The 16,219-nt window shown below is 53.7% G+C and carries 14 protein-coding genes; 9 read left to right on the top strand and 5 right to left on the bottom strand.

The genetic code is table 11. The features are described 5' to 3' along the window. Positions 1-196: 196 nt before the first annotated feature. Both FRY97_RS14295 and FRY97_RS14290 read right to left on the bottom strand, forming a co-directional pair. The gene (locus tag FRY97_RS14295) at positions 197-1,429 is read right to left on the bottom strand and encodes a metallophosphoesterase (RefSeq protein ID WP_147168233.1); all 1,233 of its coding nucleotides are present in this window, start codon (positions 1,427-1,429) and stop codon (positions 197-199) included. A gap of 152 nt (positions 1,430-1,581) precedes the next feature. Continuing rightward, positions 1,582-1,857, bottom strand: a complete 276-nt coding sequence (locus FRY97_RS14290; RefSeq protein WP_147168232.1) for a hypothetical protein — start codon at positions 1,855-1,857, stop codon at positions 1,582-1,584. 30 nt (positions 1,858-1,887) lie between these two features. Here FRY97_RS14290 and FRY97_RS14285 point away from each other — a divergent pair, with 30 nt between their 5' ends. From FRY97_RS14285 to FRY97_RS14250, 8 genes are all read left to right on the top strand, one after another. After that, positions 1,888-2,460 carry an outer membrane beta-barrel protein gene (locus tag FRY97_RS14285; RefSeq protein WP_147168231.1) on the top strand — a complete coding sequence of 191 codons (573 nt, stop codon included), beginning with the start codon at positions 1,888-1,890 and terminating at the stop codon, positions 2,458-2,460. 148 nt (positions 2,461-2,608) lie between these two features. Further along, positions 2,609-3,424, top strand: a complete 816-nt coding sequence (gene kdsA / locus FRY97_RS14280) for a 3-deoxy-8-phosphooctulonate synthase (RefSeq protein WP_147168230.1) — start codon at positions 2,609-2,611, stop codon at positions 3,422-3,424. A 204-nt stretch (positions 3,425-3,628) separates the two neighbouring features. Further along, complete coding sequence (locus tag FRY97_RS14275; RefSeq protein ID WP_147168229.1) at positions 3,629-4,075, top strand: hypothetical protein; 447 nt, start codon at positions 3,629-3,631, stop codon at positions 4,073-4,075. A 718-nt stretch (positions 4,076-4,793) separates the two neighbouring features. Then, positions 4,794-5,321, top strand: coding sequence for a hypothetical protein (locus tag FRY97_RS14270; protein WP_147168228.1), 528 nt, complete (start codon positions 4,794-4,796; stop codon positions 5,319-5,321). A 2-nt stretch (positions 5,322-5,323) separates the two neighbouring features. After that, entirely contained in the window at positions 5,324-6,889 is a 1,566-nt protein-coding gene (locus FRY97_RS14265) for an NAD(P)/FAD-dependent oxidoreductase (RefSeq protein ID WP_147168227.1), read from the top strand. An 810-nt stretch (positions 6,890-7,699) separates the two neighbouring features. Next, the gene (locus FRY97_RS14260; protein WP_147168226.1) at positions 7,700-8,119 is read left to right on the top strand and encodes a DoxX family protein; all 420 of its coding nucleotides are present in this window, start codon (positions 7,700-7,702) and stop codon (positions 8,117-8,119) included. 612 nt (positions 8,120-8,731) lie between these two features. Continuing rightward, positions 8,732-9,268, top strand: coding sequence for an RNA recognition motif domain-containing protein (locus FRY97_RS14255; RefSeq protein WP_147168225.1), 537 nt, complete (start codon positions 8,732-8,734; stop codon positions 9,266-9,268). A 420-nt stretch (positions 9,269-9,688) separates the two neighbouring features. Next, the gene (locus FRY97_RS14250) at positions 9,689-12,226 is read left to right on the top strand and encodes a tetratricopeptide repeat protein (protein WP_147168224.1); all 2,538 of its coding nucleotides are present in this window, start codon (positions 9,689-9,691) and stop codon (positions 12,224-12,226) included. Here the strand turns inward: FRY97_RS14250 and FRY97_RS14245 are convergent. The 3 genes from FRY97_RS14245 to FRY97_RS14235 form a co-directional block, all read right to left on the bottom strand. Further along, positions 12,210-13,103 (bottom strand): SDR family NAD(P)-dependent oxidoreductase, encoded by an 894-nt coding sequence (locus FRY97_RS14245; RefSeq protein WP_147168223.1) that lies wholly within the window; start codon positions 13,101-13,103, stop codon positions 12,210-12,212. The two genes, FRY97_RS14250 and FRY97_RS14245, sit on opposite strands and share 17 nt — an antisense overlap. Positions 13,104-13,384: 281 nt before the next feature. Beyond that, on the bottom strand, positions 13,385-14,254 hold the full coding sequence (locus FRY97_RS14240; RefSeq protein WP_170254654.1) for an OmpA/MotB family protein: 870 nt from the start codon (positions 14,252-14,254) through the stop codon (positions 13,385-13,387). Between the two features lie 333 nt (positions 14,255-14,587). Next, positions 14,588-15,499, bottom strand: a complete 912-nt coding sequence (locus FRY97_RS14235) for a hypothetical protein (protein ID WP_147168221.1) — start codon at positions 15,497-15,499, stop codon at positions 14,588-14,590. Positions 15,500-15,741: 242 nt separating this feature from the next. Between FRY97_RS14235 and FRY97_RS14230 the strand changes: the two genes are divergently transcribed. Beyond that, positions 15,742-16,212 carry a redoxin domain-containing protein gene (locus FRY97_RS14230; protein WP_147168220.1) on the top strand — a complete coding sequence of 157 codons (471 nt, stop codon included), beginning with the start codon at positions 15,742-15,744 and terminating at the stop codon, positions 16,210-16,212. Positions 16,213-16,219: the final 7 nt, after the last annotated feature.

Genomic DNA, 16,219 nt, shown 5'->3' with positions numbered 1-16,219 from the left:
CTACACCCTTTATTCCCCCTCGGCCGACAGATATTACATAGGACATACGCAGGACTTGGCGCTCCGCCTTCGGGGCTCATCCTGCCAGATAGCCACTGGGCATTCGATTGGGCTATCGCCTAATCCCGCTCGTTCATATAGAGCGGCAAGAGTGCGAAGCGCTCTGAACAGCGCTACAGCCAACCCATATCTACCCTCAGGCATCTGCCGCCTGCAGCTCGATACAAGTCACTTCTGGCAAGATCCCAACCCTGCCCGGATAGCCTAGGTAGCCTAGCCCACGGTTGACATAAAGGTACTGCCCCCCCGATTGATACAGCCCTGCCCATTGCTTGTAAACATATTTGATAGGGCTCCATTTCAGCCAGCCTGGGATTTCCACCCCAAACTGCATGCCGTGGGTGTGCCCTGAAAAAGTCAGCGCGATGTCCTTGAACGTTTTGACCACCTGATCCTCCCAATGGGAAGGGTCATGCGACAGCAGCAGCTTCAGCCCAGCCCCCTCAGCCCCTGCGTAAGCCTGCTCCAAATCGCCATATTTCGGGAAACGGGGATGGGCAGAGTAGTTCTCTACACCAATGATAGCAACCTGTTCGCCTCTGATGTCCAGCAGGCGGTTTTCGTTCAGCAGCACCTCCCAGCCCATCTGACGATGAGTGCCCAACAGCTGTTCCATATTGCCGCGCTTAGCCGCCTCGTCTGGCCAGCGTACATAATCTCCGTAGTCGTGGTTGCCCAAAACCGAGTATACGCCATACCGAGCTTGTATCTTGTCGAAGACATCGATATATGGCGTGGCCTCGTCAGCTGTATTGTTGACCAAGTCGCCAGTAAAAAAGACCAGGTCCGGCTGTTGTGCGTTGATGAGGTCCACAGCATTGCGTACCGGCTCTTTATGCAGAAAGCTGCCCGTATGTATATCTGAAATCTGAATGATTTTCAGCCCGTCTAGTGCTTTGGGCAGCCCAGGCACCGGCACCTGCTCTCTGAAAAGCCGGTAGCGGTAGGGGTTGCGCACCATGCCGTAGATCAAGGAGAAAAAGGGGATGGCTGCAAGCCCAAGCCCCAGCTGCACCATAAAGCGCGAACGGCCGGGGTTGACCGCTTCCGTGCCTGCCAGTTGCTGATAGCCCCAGGCAGCGCCCCTGCGCAGGTCATCGATGAGGAGCACCCCAGTGATCAGTGCTTTGGACAAGTAGGCAATGAAGAAAAATGCCCGGCCTACCATGACTACGCTTTTGGGAAGGCCCTCGGCCAACCCAGAAGCGTTGGCCGCCATCCAGCCGGCCAGGGCAGCCGGGATCATCCAGTAAACGATGTAAAGCATATTGCGCAATACAGGAGGCCAGCCCTGTGCCATACTCCGGAACGCCTGAAATGCATATACATCAAAGGCTAGCAGCAAGGCTATGAAAATCAATAACCGCATGGTACTCTTGTTGTGACTGTTAGTGGAAGTGCCCGGGAAAGTGTGCCCGGGTGCAGAGCGATAACCTGAGAATGAGATAAAAACAGGTTTTGTTGCCCCATTTCGATTAATGATCCCGGTTTTCGGGCCAATGGGAGAAAGAAAGGGGCGTCCTATAAAATACGGCGCATTTTGCCGCCGTTAGAAAGAAGCGCTCGGCACACAAAAAAATTTGATTCTGGCTTCGCACCACGTTCCTGATAAAATGTCGTTTGCCTCAAAAAGTATTCGTACAACAACTGCTTTTTACCACTAATCAAAATAAAAAATTCACAAAGCCCACAATTGCTTGTTAATTCAAAATAAAATTTGCCTGTTGTCTTGATTCCTACATCAGCACCCCCTAATTTTGCGGCACCAATAGGGATGCAGCATATTCCAAACCCCAACAGCTCTGCTGTTAAAAAAACGAGACTCCAATGAAAAATGTGACCCTTATTTTCGCGCTGATGTGTGCAAGCTTTATCGCTCTTCAAGCACAGGCATCATTCAAACCTGGGCAGGTTGAGCTGGCAGCTGGCGTGGGCATCTTCTCTACTTACGCCAAAGACGGTGCGCAGAGCATCGTCCCTCCGGTGAGCCTGCGGGCCGATGTGCGCCTGGCTGAGCGCTTCACGCTAGGAGCTTACGCTGCTTACTCTAAATCTGAAGTCAACAACCGCCTGCTCCCTGATGGCACACTTCAGGACATCCGCAACGAGTCGCTGATGCTCGGCCTGAGGGCAGCCGCACACGGCAGCCTCAACGACAAGGTGAACATCTACGGGGGCGCGCTCTTGGCCTATGACATGCCCAACGTTGATGAGCGCATCAATGGCCTGCCCAAAAGCGCCAATGATGATCAGCCCTCCTTTGTACAGCCTGCTTCTAGTAAGTTCTTATACAGTGCATTTGTAGGCGCATCTTACTATACCGGACACGGCATCGGCTTCTTTGGCGAAGTCGGCTATGGCATCTCCATACTCAATGCCGGCCTGACCATCAGGCTGTAAAGGCAGAAAGGCCGCTGAGCAAGAAAGCCGGTGCTTTGCCCTCAGGGCAGGGGCCGGCTTTCTTGTGCAACGCGCCCTGTGCCAAGCCGCTAAAAAGCTTAGCTTTGTAAGCTCATACATCTTGCTAAAGCATTAACATTTCCACCCTATGCAACTTTCCAGCCTGCCCCGCCTGCGCCACCTTTCTTCCGGAAACTTTTTCCTGATCGCCGGCCCCTGTGCCATCGAAGGGGAAGACATGGCCTTCGAGATAGCACGCCACATCAGCGAGGTATGCGATGACCTGCACATCCCGTTCATTTTCAAAGGCTCCTACCGCAAGGCCAACCGGTCGCGCATTGACTCTTTCACCGGCATTGGGGATGAGAAAGCCCTTGGTATCTTGCAAAAGATAGGCGAAGAATTTCAAGTGCCTGTCACTACCGACATCCACACGGAGGCCGAAGCAGCTATGGCTGCACAGTATGTGGATGTGCTGCAAATCCCCGCTTTCCTCTGCCGGCAAACTACCCTGTTGGTGGCTGCTGCTGAAACCGGCAAGGCCGTCAACATCAAAAAGGGGCAGTTCTTAAGCCCGGAGGCCATGAAGTTTGCCCGCGACAAAGTCATTGATGCTGGCAATGAGCAGGTATTACTGACCGAGAGAGGGGTGACTTTTGGCTACCAAGACCTCGTCGTCGACTTCCGGGGCATACCTGTCATGCAAAGCCTGGGCAGCCCTGTTGTGCTAGACTGCACCCACTCCCTACAGCAGCCCAACCAATCCTCAGGTGTGACTGGCGGGCGCCCGGCTTTGATCAGCACTATTGCCAGGGCAGGTATTGCAGCAGGTACCGACGGCCTTTTCATAGAGACACACCCCCGCCCAAGTGAGGCCAAATCGGATGGGGCCAATATGTTGCCTATGGATCAGCTCCGCCCGCTGCTTGAGAAACTGGCCAGGATACGAGAAGCTATCCGCTAATTCTAAGGCCAGGCGGGAATTTTCCCACAGCAGGCAGCGTTTTACAACCGGACGGGGTCTTTTTATTACCCCCACCCAAGATGGCCTTCCGTAAAAATCATGGAGTACTGCCACGCGCAGTCGAGCACCTCAAACCACGTTCATCCTGCCAGAGCATAGCTGTGGCCAAACATACATTAGATCACAAAAACCAGGAGGCAGCCTATGAGAAACTTCAACTATCCACTCATTACCACTCTGTTTGCCTTCCTTTTTTGCTCGTTCAGCGTACTGCACGGGCAAGGGGCTAGCAAAACACTCGTAAAATCATTCAACCTGCAGGGGCTTTCTGCAGTCGCACTCCAACTAGATGCCCCAACTGAGGTAGCGCATTGGGACAACAATACCGTCCGGATACAGCTGTCCATAGCCCTGGACTCAGGCAGTGAAGCCCTGATCAAGTCATTGGTAAGGGCAGGCCGCTACAACCTACAAGGGGAAGAGCTGGGCCAGGTCTACACCATCACTGCCCCCAATATCGGGCGGGAAGTGAAAATCGGTGGGAAAGTCTTGGAAGAAAGCATTTCAGTGAGCGTATTCCTCCCCCGCGGTGTGCAGTTCGAGGCACCGGCAAAGGAGGAAGGGGCTTTGTCTGCAGAGGATTCTATGTGAAAGAGGGTGGGCAAGGCGTTAAGCGTTTACTCCTTTTGAAAATCAATGCTTTATAGTTTTCAAAACAAACCCGCTCTAAACCTACTCCCCTCGGGCACGAGAGGTGAAATTTTGACGACTTTGTTTTTGTGGCCTGCAAGGCAAAAAAGCACAGGCATAGCCTACACGAAGCGTGGGGAAAAGGGGCCCCACCGTGAGGTCGGCGAGCATTTTTAACGCCGCAGGATGCAAAAAGAAAAGTCAAAAATCACTTATTGTGCCCGAGGGGAGTATAAGTTCCAAGCCCTGCCGGGCGGCCCAGCAGGAAACTTTAACTTTTGCCCTGCGTTAAAAAACGTACAGCTTGCGTTTATTCAGTACTTGAGCGTACACTCAGGCAGCTGTTATGATGGATGACAGCGGGCGCAAACCAGATTGTCGTTTTTTTTGATGGGGCCTGCCCCTGCCAGCAGGCAGGTGCCGCTATGCTACGGGGCTCGCTGTCCGCTCGGCCCTATCGGGCTAATACCCCTGCGCAGCGCTAGGCCAATGCCAGCCTAAAGCCCGGAAAGCATAAACGCCTACGACAATTTGGTTCACGCCCATGACAGCTCACTGCGTGCCTAACGTTCTGTACGGAATGCAGCTGTGCGTTTTTTTAGCTTATTGTATTTTGAGCATAGAAGAACGCTAATTTTCCAGGTTAACCCGCCGAAACGGGGCAAATGCAACATCTACCATGAAAACCGCGACCCTCTGCAGCATATTCTTCCTGTACGCTGCCACTTCTGCACAAGCTCAGCTGAAAAAGACCCTCCACAAAGTTTTTGAGGTGCCGGCCGCCACACAGCAGCTTGTCTTCAATATTTACGAGGCTGATGAGTACGAAATCATCCCTTGGGCGGGCAATACCATATTGACAGAAACGCAGGTAGAGATGTACAACGCCTCCAAAGGGGTTTTCGACTTTTTCTTGAAAGAGGGGCGCTATGACTTTGTAGCTCTTGAGCAAAGCGACAGCCTGATCCTGAGCAGTAAAGACCTCCTACGGCATGCCATCAAAATTGAGGATATCCAGTCCGAGGAGCAGGTTGTGAGCCGTATCTTTGTGCCGGATACTTTTCAAAAGCAAGGGGGCGCGCTGTGGGCGCGCCCGGAAACGGAAGGGCCAGAGCCTAAGCTCGACCGAGAACGGGCAGAAGTAGAGCGGCCTTCGCCCGTTCTGCCCGATACATCCCAAAGGAAACCCCCAGTACAGGATCAATAGTTATGATTCAGGAACTCGAGATAAAATTAAGCCCGCCGGATGCACTCCACGAGGACCGTATCCGGGCAGCGGCTATCCAAAAAAGCAAAATTGAGCCCAATGCGGTTACTGCCGTGCGCTTGCTGCGCAGGTCAGTGGATGCGCGCGGGCGCCGGCCGGTCGTACGGCTGCGCGTTGCTGTACATGCCAACGAGCCCTACGAGCCGGAGCCTGCCATACTGAGCGGGTTCAAAGAAGTGGCCGATGCACATAAAGTGCTGATCATAGGTGCAGGCCCTACAGGCTATTTTGCCGCACTCGAACTCATAGAGCTGGGGCTGAAGCCTGTAGTGCTAGACCGGGGCAAAGATGTACGGGCAAGGCGGCGGGACCTCCGCGCCATACAACAGTTCAGCGAGGTCAACCCGCACTCCAATTATTGCTTTGGGGAAGGCGGGGCCGGCACTTACTCAGATGGCAAGCTCTACACCCGCTCTCACAAGCGGGGGAATATCGAAAAAGCGATGCGCCTGTTTGTTGAACATGGCGCCAACCCTGACATCCTCATCGACGCCCACCCCCACATAGGCTCCAACAAGCTCCCTCAGATTGTCGCCAACATCCGGCAAACGATCCTCCACTATGGGGGCGAAGTCCACTTTGACAGCGCAGTCACTGATTTCCTTATTGAAGAAAATAAGATTAGAGGGGTAGTGGTCAATGGGGAAAAGGAAATACGGGCGGGAGAAGTAGTGCTCGCCACCGGGCATTCGGCCCGAGACATTTACCGCCTCCTACACCAAAGGGGCGTGCACCTCGAAGCCAAGCCTTTTGCGCTCGGCGTGCGCATAGAGCACCCCCAACCACTGATTGACCAGATACAGTACAACCAACGCCCAAGGGAGGAAGCCCTCCCCGCATCTAGCTATCGCCTGGCTTGCCAGATAGCAGGCCGTGGGGTTTTCTCCTTTTGTATGTGCCCCGGCGGGCTGATTGTGCCGGCTGCCACTGCACCAGGAGAACTGGTCGTGAACGGCATGTCAATGTCGCGCCGCGATTCCCCTTATGCGAATTCCGGCACAGTAGTCGCCGTAGAGCTGGAAGACCTGAAGCCTTTCGGGCAACATGGCATTTTTGCTGGCCTGGCCTTCCAGCAAGCTGCAGAACAGGACATGTTCAACTATGGCGACGGAGGGCAGCAGGCTCCGGCCCAAAAGCTGACCGATTTCGTACAGGGCAAGGTTTCGGGCGCGCTGAATGGGACTTCCTATATCCCGGGCATTTATGCTGCTCCAGTGCACGAAATACTGCCCAAGGGCATTGCCCAACGGCTGCAGGAGGGGGTGAAGGAGTTTGGCAAAAAAATGAAAGGCTACTATACCGAAGAGGCCAATGTGGTAGGTGTGGAAAGCCGCACGAGCTCGCCGGTCCGCATCCCCAGAAACCCGGAGACCTACATGCACGATCAGGTAGAGGGGCTATTCCCTGCCGGAGAGGGGGCCGGTTATGCCGGTGGGATCATTTCTGCAGCCATGGACGGGCAAAATGTGGCCCGGGCTGTAGCCGCTTACCTAAAAGATAAGCATTAGAGCCTGTTCCGGGCTCGTTACTATTGCCAATCAACGCTTGATGAGCCTAACTCCCTTGCCGGATTTTCAGAACGGAAATGCTCCAAACAAACCCTTAGGCCAACCTGTGCGTGCGAACAGGCAGAGCGCCCTAGTGGTCTGTCAAGTGTTAATTTTTGGGTTGAGTGGGAGCGAATTTTGAGGCTAATCAAGGCGGATGTTCCCGCGCATAGCAGCGCTACGTAAGGGGTTGTCCAACGAAGAGTAGCCTCAAAAGTCGCCGCAGGTAACCCCTAGTTTTAGCCTTGACAGACCACTAGTGCCTTTTTGCAGAAGTGGAGCGGTACAGGCGTAAACCAAAATGTCGTAGGCGTTTATACTTTTCGGGCTTTAGGCTGGGATTGGACTAGCGCTGCGAAGGGGTATAAGAGCTTCTTGGGGTTTTACCCTTTGGGCTGCTCTTGCCAAATTTTGTCCTGCTCTTCGTTGTTCTTCGGTCACGTAGCTAAGGCTATTGGATTCAAGAATGGGGCCCTTTGTCCCATTCTTGAATATATCACGCCTCGATCAGGGCAAAATTTGGCTACGTTCGCTCCAAAAGCAAAATCCCAAAAAGCTCTAAGCCCGATAGGGCCGAGCGGATAGCGAGCCCCGGAGCATAGCGGCACCTGCCGTTAGGCAGGGGCAGGCCCCATCCTAACGGCAATTTGATTGGCGCACGCGCGCGGAGCTATTGCAACGGCAGCAAAACGAAGAAACGGAGCTGCCATTTATCTACCGGTATCCACAATTACTGCTAAATTGCGCGCAATTTTAAAGAAGCATAGTGTAATGAAAGATATTTTAGATTTATTGGGCCGGGGCATGCTCTCTTTTATTTTCCTTTACGAAGCCTATGATTCCATTTTCTATTTTGAGCAGACCCAAGAGAAGATGTCCCTCTACGGGCTCGAATGGCGGCAGGACCTGCTATTGGTGGGTGCCATCATCCTCATGCTCCTGGGCGGCACCCTGCTGCTGATCGGCTACCGTACGGGGCTCGCGATGTTCCTCCTGCTCTGCTATTGGATCCCCGTAACCTTTATTGTGCATTCCTTTTGGAACGACCCCGAGCCTGCGCGGCGGTTGCAGTCTATTTTGTTTATGAAAAACATCGCCATAGTGGGCGGCCTGCTGATGGTGTGGGCCAATGGTGTGGGCCGCTACAGCGTAAAACGCCTCTTTGCGACTACCCGGGTACGGGGCGTATAATCTGGCCTATTTTTAAGCTTACAGCTTCTAGCCCCTTGACTCTTAGTGCTTTTTTTGTCTATATTTGGAGAGTTGTTCACCGAGGTAATGGCCTTGGCTAACCTCCGGCTAGATAGGAATTTATAAAAAGATCGTAAAACCCGCAGGTCTTTAGCCTGTGGGGTGTAAACGACAAATGTTGTATATTTGAACTGTCAGTATAAGACATTAAAACCTCGTAAGGGACTTGCGAGTACACGGGTGGAGCGACGGTAAGACTTCTAACTTCTTAGGAAGCAGTAAGCAAGTTGCTGTAAAACCTGAAGCCCATTTGCCTTTAGCACATGGGTAGTTCGTTTTGCTTTCCTGAAAGGTTGAGATCCGGGACCGGGCATTCTCCTTTAGGTGGGTTTCTTCAATTTTTGTTAATGATTATCTAAAGCATATACCACCTGGCTCCACCGAAAGATGCCTGCGCCTTTGCTCCCTTTCCCCGCTTCTATTTTGTGCTTTCCCTATGACAGCCCCGAGTATAAGCTTCCTTCGGCAAGGCTGAGCCCAATGGCCATGTATCTGTAGCGCAGCCCTGTGGGTATGCTTCAATTTTATTTTTCACTCTTTAACCTTTTTGTGATGAATATTTTTGTTGCTAGGCTCAACTTTGATACAGACAGTGATGGTCTGCGTAACGCATTTGAAGCTTTCGGCACTGTGGAATCGGCCAAAGTGATCAACGACCACTTCACGGGGAAATCCCGGGGCTTTGGCTTTGTGGAAATGTCGGACGACAACGAAGCGTACGCTGCTATTGAAGCATTGAATGAATCTGACCTGGATGGCAACACAATTGTAGTGAAACAAGCAGAGCCCCGCGAAAAACGCGGTGGCGGCGGCGGCTTCAACCGTGGCGGCGGCGATCGTGGCGGATATGGCGGCGGCGGCCGAGGTGGATACGGCGGTGGGCGTGACCGTGGCGGATATGGCGACCGTGGTGGCGACCGCGGCGGATATGGCGGCGGATATGGCGGCGGTGGGCGCGACCGTGGCGGATACGGCGGTGGCCGTGGGCGCGGCGGAGACCGGGATAGCGGCGGCTACCGGGACGGCGGCAACCGCAGGAGCAGCCGTGACAACGACGATTACCGCGGCGGCGGCAACGACCGGTATTAGGCTGATCCCTGGGCACTTCATCTTACGTGCCCAGGAAAGCAGGGCTCATAGGCTTTAGGCAAAAAAACTGCTGACGGGGCGGTGCACCAAATACACGTAAGGTACGAGCTGGTTTGGTGTTTTTATCCCCCAAAAAGCCTCAGCGCTTTCTGCATAAGCATAAACAAACGCTACGGGAGTACAGCTGTGCTGTGCTCCCGTTTCTATTGTGTGCCACATAGGCATTTTTCACAAGTGTAGGAGCTTCCTGCAAAAAGCTGTAACTTCCCCAAGGGCAAAGCTCGTCCACTGCCTGCCCCTCTTTTTCCAAACTACACACAAACTTGGGCTGCCTAACCTAACAGCCCGGGAAACCTTTTGTGCAGCCTCTGCTTTAGCCCTGCAAAAGGATATAAACTTCGATGATGACTAACACTTGCTATGAGAAACCTGATCTTATTGTCTTGTTGTTTTGCGTTGGGGCTGGCCGGCCACTTTGAATCCGCTGCGCAGCCTGCCGATGCCATGGCCTATCAGAACCGGGCGGCATCCCTGCTGCTCAATCAAGAATATGAGCGCGCCATTATTGAGCTGCAAAAAGCAGCACAGCTCCACAAGCAAAATGCCCAGTGGCAATACTATTTCGCCTGCCTCAATGAAATCACTCAAGCCTATATCAACACGGGCAGCTTAGAGCGGGCCAAGTCCACTGCCAAAGAAGCGCTGTGGCAAAGTATCCAAACCCTTGGGCGCAATAACGACGAGGCTGCTAAAGCTTCCCATAAACTAGGGCAGGTTTATGAAGCCGCCGAACGCTATGCCGATGCAGGGCGTTGCCATCAGATGGCATTGGACATCAGGGAGGACCTCCATACCAGAGCTCACCCTGCCTCTGCTCAATCCCTGCTCCACTTGAGCCGAACCTCTCGCCTGCAAGGCCGGCACAAGCAGGCGGCACAATACGCTGAAGAAGCCATCCGCATCTTCAGCAGTTACTATAGCCCTACTCATCTCGAGACGGGGCAAGCCTACCTTGCACTGGGCCTCGCCTGGCATGAACAGGGAGATGAGGCTGCGTTGCCCCTCTTTGAAAAAGCCATTGCCACATTCAGAAAAGCTGGTGAAGCTGGCGCTTTGCCCCTTGCAAAAGCCTTGTACCAAAAGGCACAGCTCTCAGCAAGCCCGGACCTGGCCCTTGTAGAAGAAGCCGGCGAGCTTTTTGCTACGCTAAATGCTACCTCCCTGCCTGATGCACAAGCCGTTTTCCTTCTGCTTGCCGAGCATTGCCTCAATTCAGGGGAGCCAGGAAAAGCCCGGCAGTGGGCTGCCAAGGCAGCTTATAACAAGGGCAATATACCTGAAGCCGCAGCGCGCCTGCAGCTTCAGGCCAATTTCCTGCTTGGCGATTTTGAGCAAGCCTGCCAGCTGTACCCCTGGCTGAATCATACCAGCGATTCGCTTTCCCGGCAGCTGCTCAACAAAGCGGCCGCCGCAACAGGTAAGCCGCTGATGTTCGCAGGCATTGACCAGCCTGCAGCTCCGGAGCCCCGAGGTTTGGCAGAGCAGGCAGCCTACTATGCCCATGAGGCGGCCCGTGCCCCTGCAGGGTCTTTTGAAGCCCTAAGCGCACACCTGCTCGCGGGGAAATACTTCGCCAGCCTTTCGCTCCAGGACCGGAACATGCTCCGCAACCTGTCCACTGCTGAGCACCATTTTTCAAAGGGCATCGCCACCGCACTGCAATGGCTTCAGTATCCCGTTCAGCCAGACCAAAGGCACTGGCTCAAACGCGAATTGCCGGGCCTGCTGCAGGCCGCTTTTGCGGCAATGGCCCTTCAACGGCAACAAACGCAGCGCACAGAGAGCGAGGAGATCGCCGCAGAATGGATGATAAGGGGAAAGTGGATAATGGCTACCTTAATGAGGCAGGAACGGGCGCTGCCTCCTGTTGCTTACCAATGGCTGGCGGGCCAGCTTCAGTATCCTGGCTTTCGGGCGAGTAGAGAAATCACAGAAAAATGGGGGCAATGGCAGCAAGAGCACCTTGGCCAGCCATTGCCAGCTCTCAAAACTTTCTTGGAAAGCCTTTCCGCCAACCATGCCTGGGGGTATGGCTACTGGTCCGATGGGAAAGCGCTGAGCGTTGTCCATTTTTCCGAACAGCCATCATTGTTTGTCCATAAGCTGAGCCGGGGGGAGAAAGAGCTATCAGCCGGACAGGCTGCTCTGCTGCTGCCCGGCTGGGACACTTCTGCTCTTCAGCAAAACATTTGGCTGCTGCCTGATCAAGGGCTATGGCACTTCCCATTTAAGCAGTTGTTGGCAGATGGGCAGAACGGAGCGGCCACACAGATCGGGATATACACCCACTTTTCTGCCGAGGATTTTATCGCTGCCGTTCGCAGGCCAAAGCCAGCAAAGGATAAGAGCATGCCATGTTTTTATTATTTCCTGCCTGATGCCCAGGCCCCAAGGGCACTGCCAACTTCCTCCGCCCGGATGTACACAGCCTGCCCGGAATGGATGGCGTCAGGTGCAGCAGCAGCTCAGCCCTTGACCACTGCCGGCCAAACCGCTCAGACCATCATAACCAGCCCCGCTGCCACAGACTCCCTACTGCAGCGGCTGGGCGGCCAGACCAAAAAGGCCAGCCTGCTCATGCCTTTTACAGCGCCAGCGGAATTGCTACAGGCATGGGATGAGGGCTACTCTCAAATCGCTTACAGCACAGCGCAGTGCCCCAGCTCTCAGGCCGATCTCGCACTCTTGTCCGAAGTACAGTCTGGCACCCCTCTTGCCACTGCATTGCAAATAGTGGATGGGCATAGCTTTTCCTTAATCGGTGCTCCAGGGGCAACCGCTCCTGAGCCAGTAGACGGGCAGCCCCTGATCCGTTGGATTCTGCTCGCTATAGCCCTGCTTATCGCTATAGGCTGGCTGGTGATGCCTAGAAAAAAGCGGCTTATTCGAGGTCGATAGTGGCCAGCATTTCCTGTAGGTCCATAGCTGTAGTGAGGGTGCTGTAGGTGTGCTTTTCGCACAGCTCCCACAAACGGTTGTTGTAGGAGTCATTATAAGTTATGGGGGAAGACTTGACCATTTGGCCTTGGTAAAGGTACTTTCCGGTCACTTCTGCATAATCTGCTGAGAATGCCATGCGCATAAGCGTATCTGTTGTGCCAGGTTCCTGCCGTTCCCACAAACGGGTAGCAAGGCGTACAGACCAGCGCATAAAACGCGGCACTTGCTGTAGGGCAGCCGGATGCACCGCGCCTGTGGCAAAAGCATGAGTTACCACGCCTGTGCCCGCCAGCCGGTAGTCGAGCTCGTAGGTCCAGCTTACGCGGGCCAGTGCAACCTGCCGCTGCGCATCTCTGAGGTTGAAACTATGCTTTAGCCCCGGGCTGCGGAAATTGACCGAACCAATGCGGTGCGATTCATGAGTGAGGTTGAAGATGCGGGCCCCGTCAGCTGCTATCAGTGTGTCACTGAGCTCATTGACCAGCAGAAAAGGGGCAAGGACGTTGTAAGCGAAGTTGCGCTCTATGCCGTCTTCGGTAAGTTTGCGCAAAGGGAAGTAAGCTTCCGCTAAATTGAAGAGGAGGTCGATACAAGGATACCGGTCTTGGATGGTTTCTGCAGCCCGCCGGATGTCCTGTTGTGATGACCAGTCGACGAGGACCAGGTCGATGTCTGGGTTCTGGCTTTCTGCGATTAGTTTCACACGGGCTTTCTTGGCTCTGCGCTCGTTGGAGCACATCATAATCACCGCTGCGCCTTCCCGGGCGGCGCCCCGGGCTACTGCATACCCCAGCCCCGACCCTGCGCCGGTAACCAGGCAAACTGTTTTTTGCATTGTTCATAGTTTATCCGGCAGCACAGCCGCTAAGGGCTAAAGGCTGCCATCGTTAATACCCAGGCGTATGATTGGAGGTGTAGTTTGGCTGTATCCCTTTGATTTTGCTCCAAACATAAACGTAGTAGCAGGAGCGCCGCATGAAGACATCTTACGGGAAGCCGCCGTTCAGCGCTCCGGGTTTTATGATTCGCTATAGGTATTAACGGAAAGATAAGCCAGATTTCATACCTGCTGCCAACATTTTTCTGGCTTTTTACACTTCTCAGACGCAAGGCCTGCTACTCCAGCAGCCGGCGGAGGTCTCTCAGAAAGCGGGCGTGCCCTTGTCCTACCACCCATTCGATGCGGTGGTTGAGCCGGCGGCCTTCAGGGGTTGCATTGGAAGCCTTAGGGGCAAAATCCCCCTTTCCGGCAGCTTTTATCCGGCTGCTGCTCACCTCATAGTCCCGGGCCATACGGTTGGCCAGGGTAGCGGCGCGCATAGCGCTGTACTCCCACTTGCTGTCAATGCTGCTGCGGCGTAGGGGCTCATTGTTGGTATGCCCTAAGACTTCTATATCGAGCCCGGGCTGCAGCTGTAGTATGGGGCAAATGACCTGCAGAAAAGAGTCGGCTTCGGGCTGTAGCTTGCTCGTACTGCCGGGGGCAAAGAGGTAATCGGCGAATACCCCTAGGACTAGCTGATGATTGCTGACCTCTATAGTGAAGGCGGTGGAATCCAGCTTGGGCAGCGTATCTTGCAGCTGCCTGGCCATTTCTCCCAGCACACTGTCCTGTAGGTTGAGCAAAGCTTCTATTTTAGACAGGCGTGCTTTCTGGGCTTCAATTATTGCATCGCGTGCCTGTATGTTGGCATCTAGGCCCTTGACTTCTTTCCGGAGCTCCTGCTGCAAACGCTCCACTTCATCATCCAAACGGATGATCCGCTCCTGATAATTGGCTTGCGACTGCAGCAAGGCCGTATTTTCTCCCCTGCGCTCGGCAGTGTCCAACCGCAATTGATAGACGAGGGCTTCTGCAGCCTTCAGCCTCGTGCTTAAGCTATCGGCTATAAAAGCAGCGGCCGCCTGCCCTGCCAAGTATTTCTTTTTGCTCACACAGGCACTCAGCGATAAGGCCAAGAAAATAAAGAGGGCAAGACGGGACATAACGGTACAGCTGGTCATTTTGCAAAGATAAAAGAGTCCACTGCCAAATAAAGGTGCCCTTCAAAAAAATAGGAGGAAGCAGCCGTTTTCGGCTGCTTCCTCCTGAATACTTTTGGCAAAGCCAAAAGCAAAAAGCGCGGTTAACCTGGGCGCAAACCAAAATATCGCAGGCGGTTATGCTTTTCGGGCTTTACAGCCTGGCATTGGCCTAGCGCTGCGAAGGGGTGTAAGCCCGATAGGGCCGAGCGGACAGCGAGCCCCGGAGCATAGCGGCACCTGCCCGCTGGCAGGGGCAGGCCCCAAAACGATAATCTGGATTTCGCCCGTTAACCTTTAGCGCAAGCGCAGGCTGGAAGAGCCCAGCATTCCAATTTCTGTAAAGATGGAAACGCGGTAATAGCCCGGGTCCAGTTTGTCCTCAAGATCATACACAAAGGAAAGCCGCTGATTGGCCGAAATGTCGACATCTTTGGCTTTTACAGCAATGATGTCCATTTTCTGGTTGTTTACCACAGTCTGGGCTTTGACCGGGTTGGCCGCAGCGATGGGCGTCCCCTTGTCGTCGTTGATGGTCAGGTAGAGTGTCCGCAGCCCCTGCAAGTTATCCGGCACATTGGTCAGGTCGAAGCTCACGCGGATGGTGCGCACCCGGCGGGCTTTGGAAGTGACTTTCTCATTGCCGCGCTCCAGCTCCACCTGGAATGCCGTAGCCTTGAAGTTGGCCAAGGTCAGCCGTTCGTTTTCCTCTTCTATGGTACGGCGGATGTTGTTGAGCTGCTCCACTTCCTCTTTAGAAGCAGTAAGGTCTGCTTCCAGGATGCCCATGGCTTCCTTGAGGGATTCATTTTCGGCGACAAGCGCTTGTATGTTGCCCTGCAGCTCGTCCTTCAGCGCGATGAGCTCTTGTATTTCTGCCCTCAGGCTATTGATTTCGGAAGATGTACTGGCTTTGATGTTGCGGATAGCCGCCTCCTTCTTGGCGATAGCCTCCTGAGCCTGGGCCAGGTTGCCCTGCAGCTCGCCGTTCTGCTCTGCCAGCATATTGTACTCTCCCTGCAAACTATCCACTTCACCGATGAGATCCTCGCGCAGTACTTCTAGCTCCTCTACGGTACCCTCAAGTTTGTCGCGTACACCTTCTAGGTCTTTGCGGGCATTATTTTGCTGAAAGCCCCATATGCCTACCCCAAGGAGTAAAAGTGCAAGCACAACAACAGCGGCGATCAATCCTTTCTTCTGGTCCATAAGTTAGTTGTTAGTAGAGTTAGTTGGTTTCAATGCCCCCTTAACGCAATCCTGAAAGGCAATCGCATATACTGCGCCTCTTTTTTTAACAAAATTTTAAGAGCAGCCCTTGGTATGGCTTACAGGCTTGTTTTTTGCGCATGCACGCCTAAACGCAATTGCCCTTTCCGTGTTATTACCTGCGACAATACCGGCTAATGGATGCCGGTACGCATTCTTTGTACCTAAATAAAAAACAAACTATGTCCATCCAAGTCGGTTCTCCCGCTCCTGCGTTCACGCTGCACAACAGTGAAAAAGAAGAGGTCTCCCTATCTGATTACAAAGGCAAAAACGTTGTGCTGCTGTTTTTCCCGCTTGCTTTTACCAGTGTCTGCACAGACGAGCTTTGCCACATGCGGGACAATATCGCAACCTACTCAGGGCTGAATGCCGAAATCCTGGCGGTTTCGGTCGACTCCCCTTTCACACTGGAAAAATTCAAAGCAGACCAGCAACTCAATTTCCCACTGCTTTCAGACTTCAACAAGTCTGCATCTCAGGCCTACGGTGCGCTGTACGAGGACTTCGTGTTCGGCATGAAAGGCGTTTCCAAGCGTGCTGCTTTCGTCATTGACAAAGAAGGGGTTGTACGATACGCTGAAGTGCTGGATAATGCCGGAAATCTTCCTAATTTTGAGGCAGTCAAGGAAACTTTGAGCGGTCTGGCTTAGTTGAAAA

The sequence above is a fragment of the Phaeodactylibacter luteus genome (assembly GCF_007993045.1).
Lineage (GTDB): Bacteria > Bacteroidota > Bacteroidia > Chitinophagales > Saprospiraceae > Phaeodactylibacter > Phaeodactylibacter luteus.
Note: the sequence above shows the minus strand (reverse complement) of the source record. Positions and strands in the feature narration are given on the sequence as shown.

Bases quoted from the DNA above. Each gene is read 5' to 3' on its own strand.
- kdsA (WP_147168230.1), top strand. From the start codon at position 2,609: ATGCAACTTTCCAGCCTGCCCCGCCTGCGCCACCTTTCTTCCGGAAAC.
- FRY97_RS14260 (WP_147168226.1), top strand. From the start codon at position 7,700: ATGAAAGATATTTTAGATTTATTGGGCCGGGGCATGCTCTCTTTTATT.
- FRY97_RS14245 (WP_147168223.1), bottom strand. From the start codon at position 13,103: ATGCAAAAAACAGTTTGCCTGGTTACCGGCGCAGGGTCGGGGCTGGGG.
- FRY97_RS14265 (WP_147168227.1), top strand. From the start codon at position 5,324: ATGATTCAGGAACTCGAGATAAAATTAAGCCCGCCGGATGCACTCCAC.
- FRY97_RS14235 (WP_147168221.1), bottom strand. From the start codon at position 15,499: ATGGACCAGAAGAAAGGATTGATCGCCGCTGTTGTTGTGCTTGCACTT.
- FRY97_RS14275 (WP_147168229.1), top strand. From the start codon at position 3,629: ATGAGAAACTTCAACTATCCACTCATTACCACTCTGTTTGCCTTCCTT.
- FRY97_RS14295 (WP_147168233.1), bottom strand. From the start codon at position 1,429: ATGCGGTTATTGATTTTCATAGCCTTGCTGCTAGCCTTTGATGTATAT.
- FRY97_RS14285 (WP_147168231.1), top strand. From the start codon at position 1,888: ATGAAAAATGTGACCCTTATTTTCGCGCTGATGTGTGCAAGCTTTATC.
- FRY97_RS14270 (WP_147168228.1), top strand. From the start codon at position 4,794: ATGAAAACCGCGACCCTCTGCAGCATATTCTTCCTGTACGCTGCCACT.
- FRY97_RS14255 (WP_147168225.1), top strand. From the start codon at position 8,732: ATGAATATTTTTGTTGCTAGGCTCAACTTTGATACAGACAGTGATGGT.
- FRY97_RS14230 (WP_147168220.1), top strand. From the start codon at position 15,742: ATGTCCATCCAAGTCGGTTCTCCCGCTCCTGCGTTCACGCTGCACAAC.
- FRY97_RS14240 (WP_170254654.1), bottom strand. From the start codon at position 14,254: ATGTCCCGTCTTGCCCTCTTTATTTTCTTGGCCTTATCGCTGAGTGCC.
- FRY97_RS14250 (WP_147168224.1), top strand. From the start codon at position 9,689: ATGAGAAACCTGATCTTATTGTCTTGTTGTTTTGCGTTGGGGCTGGCC.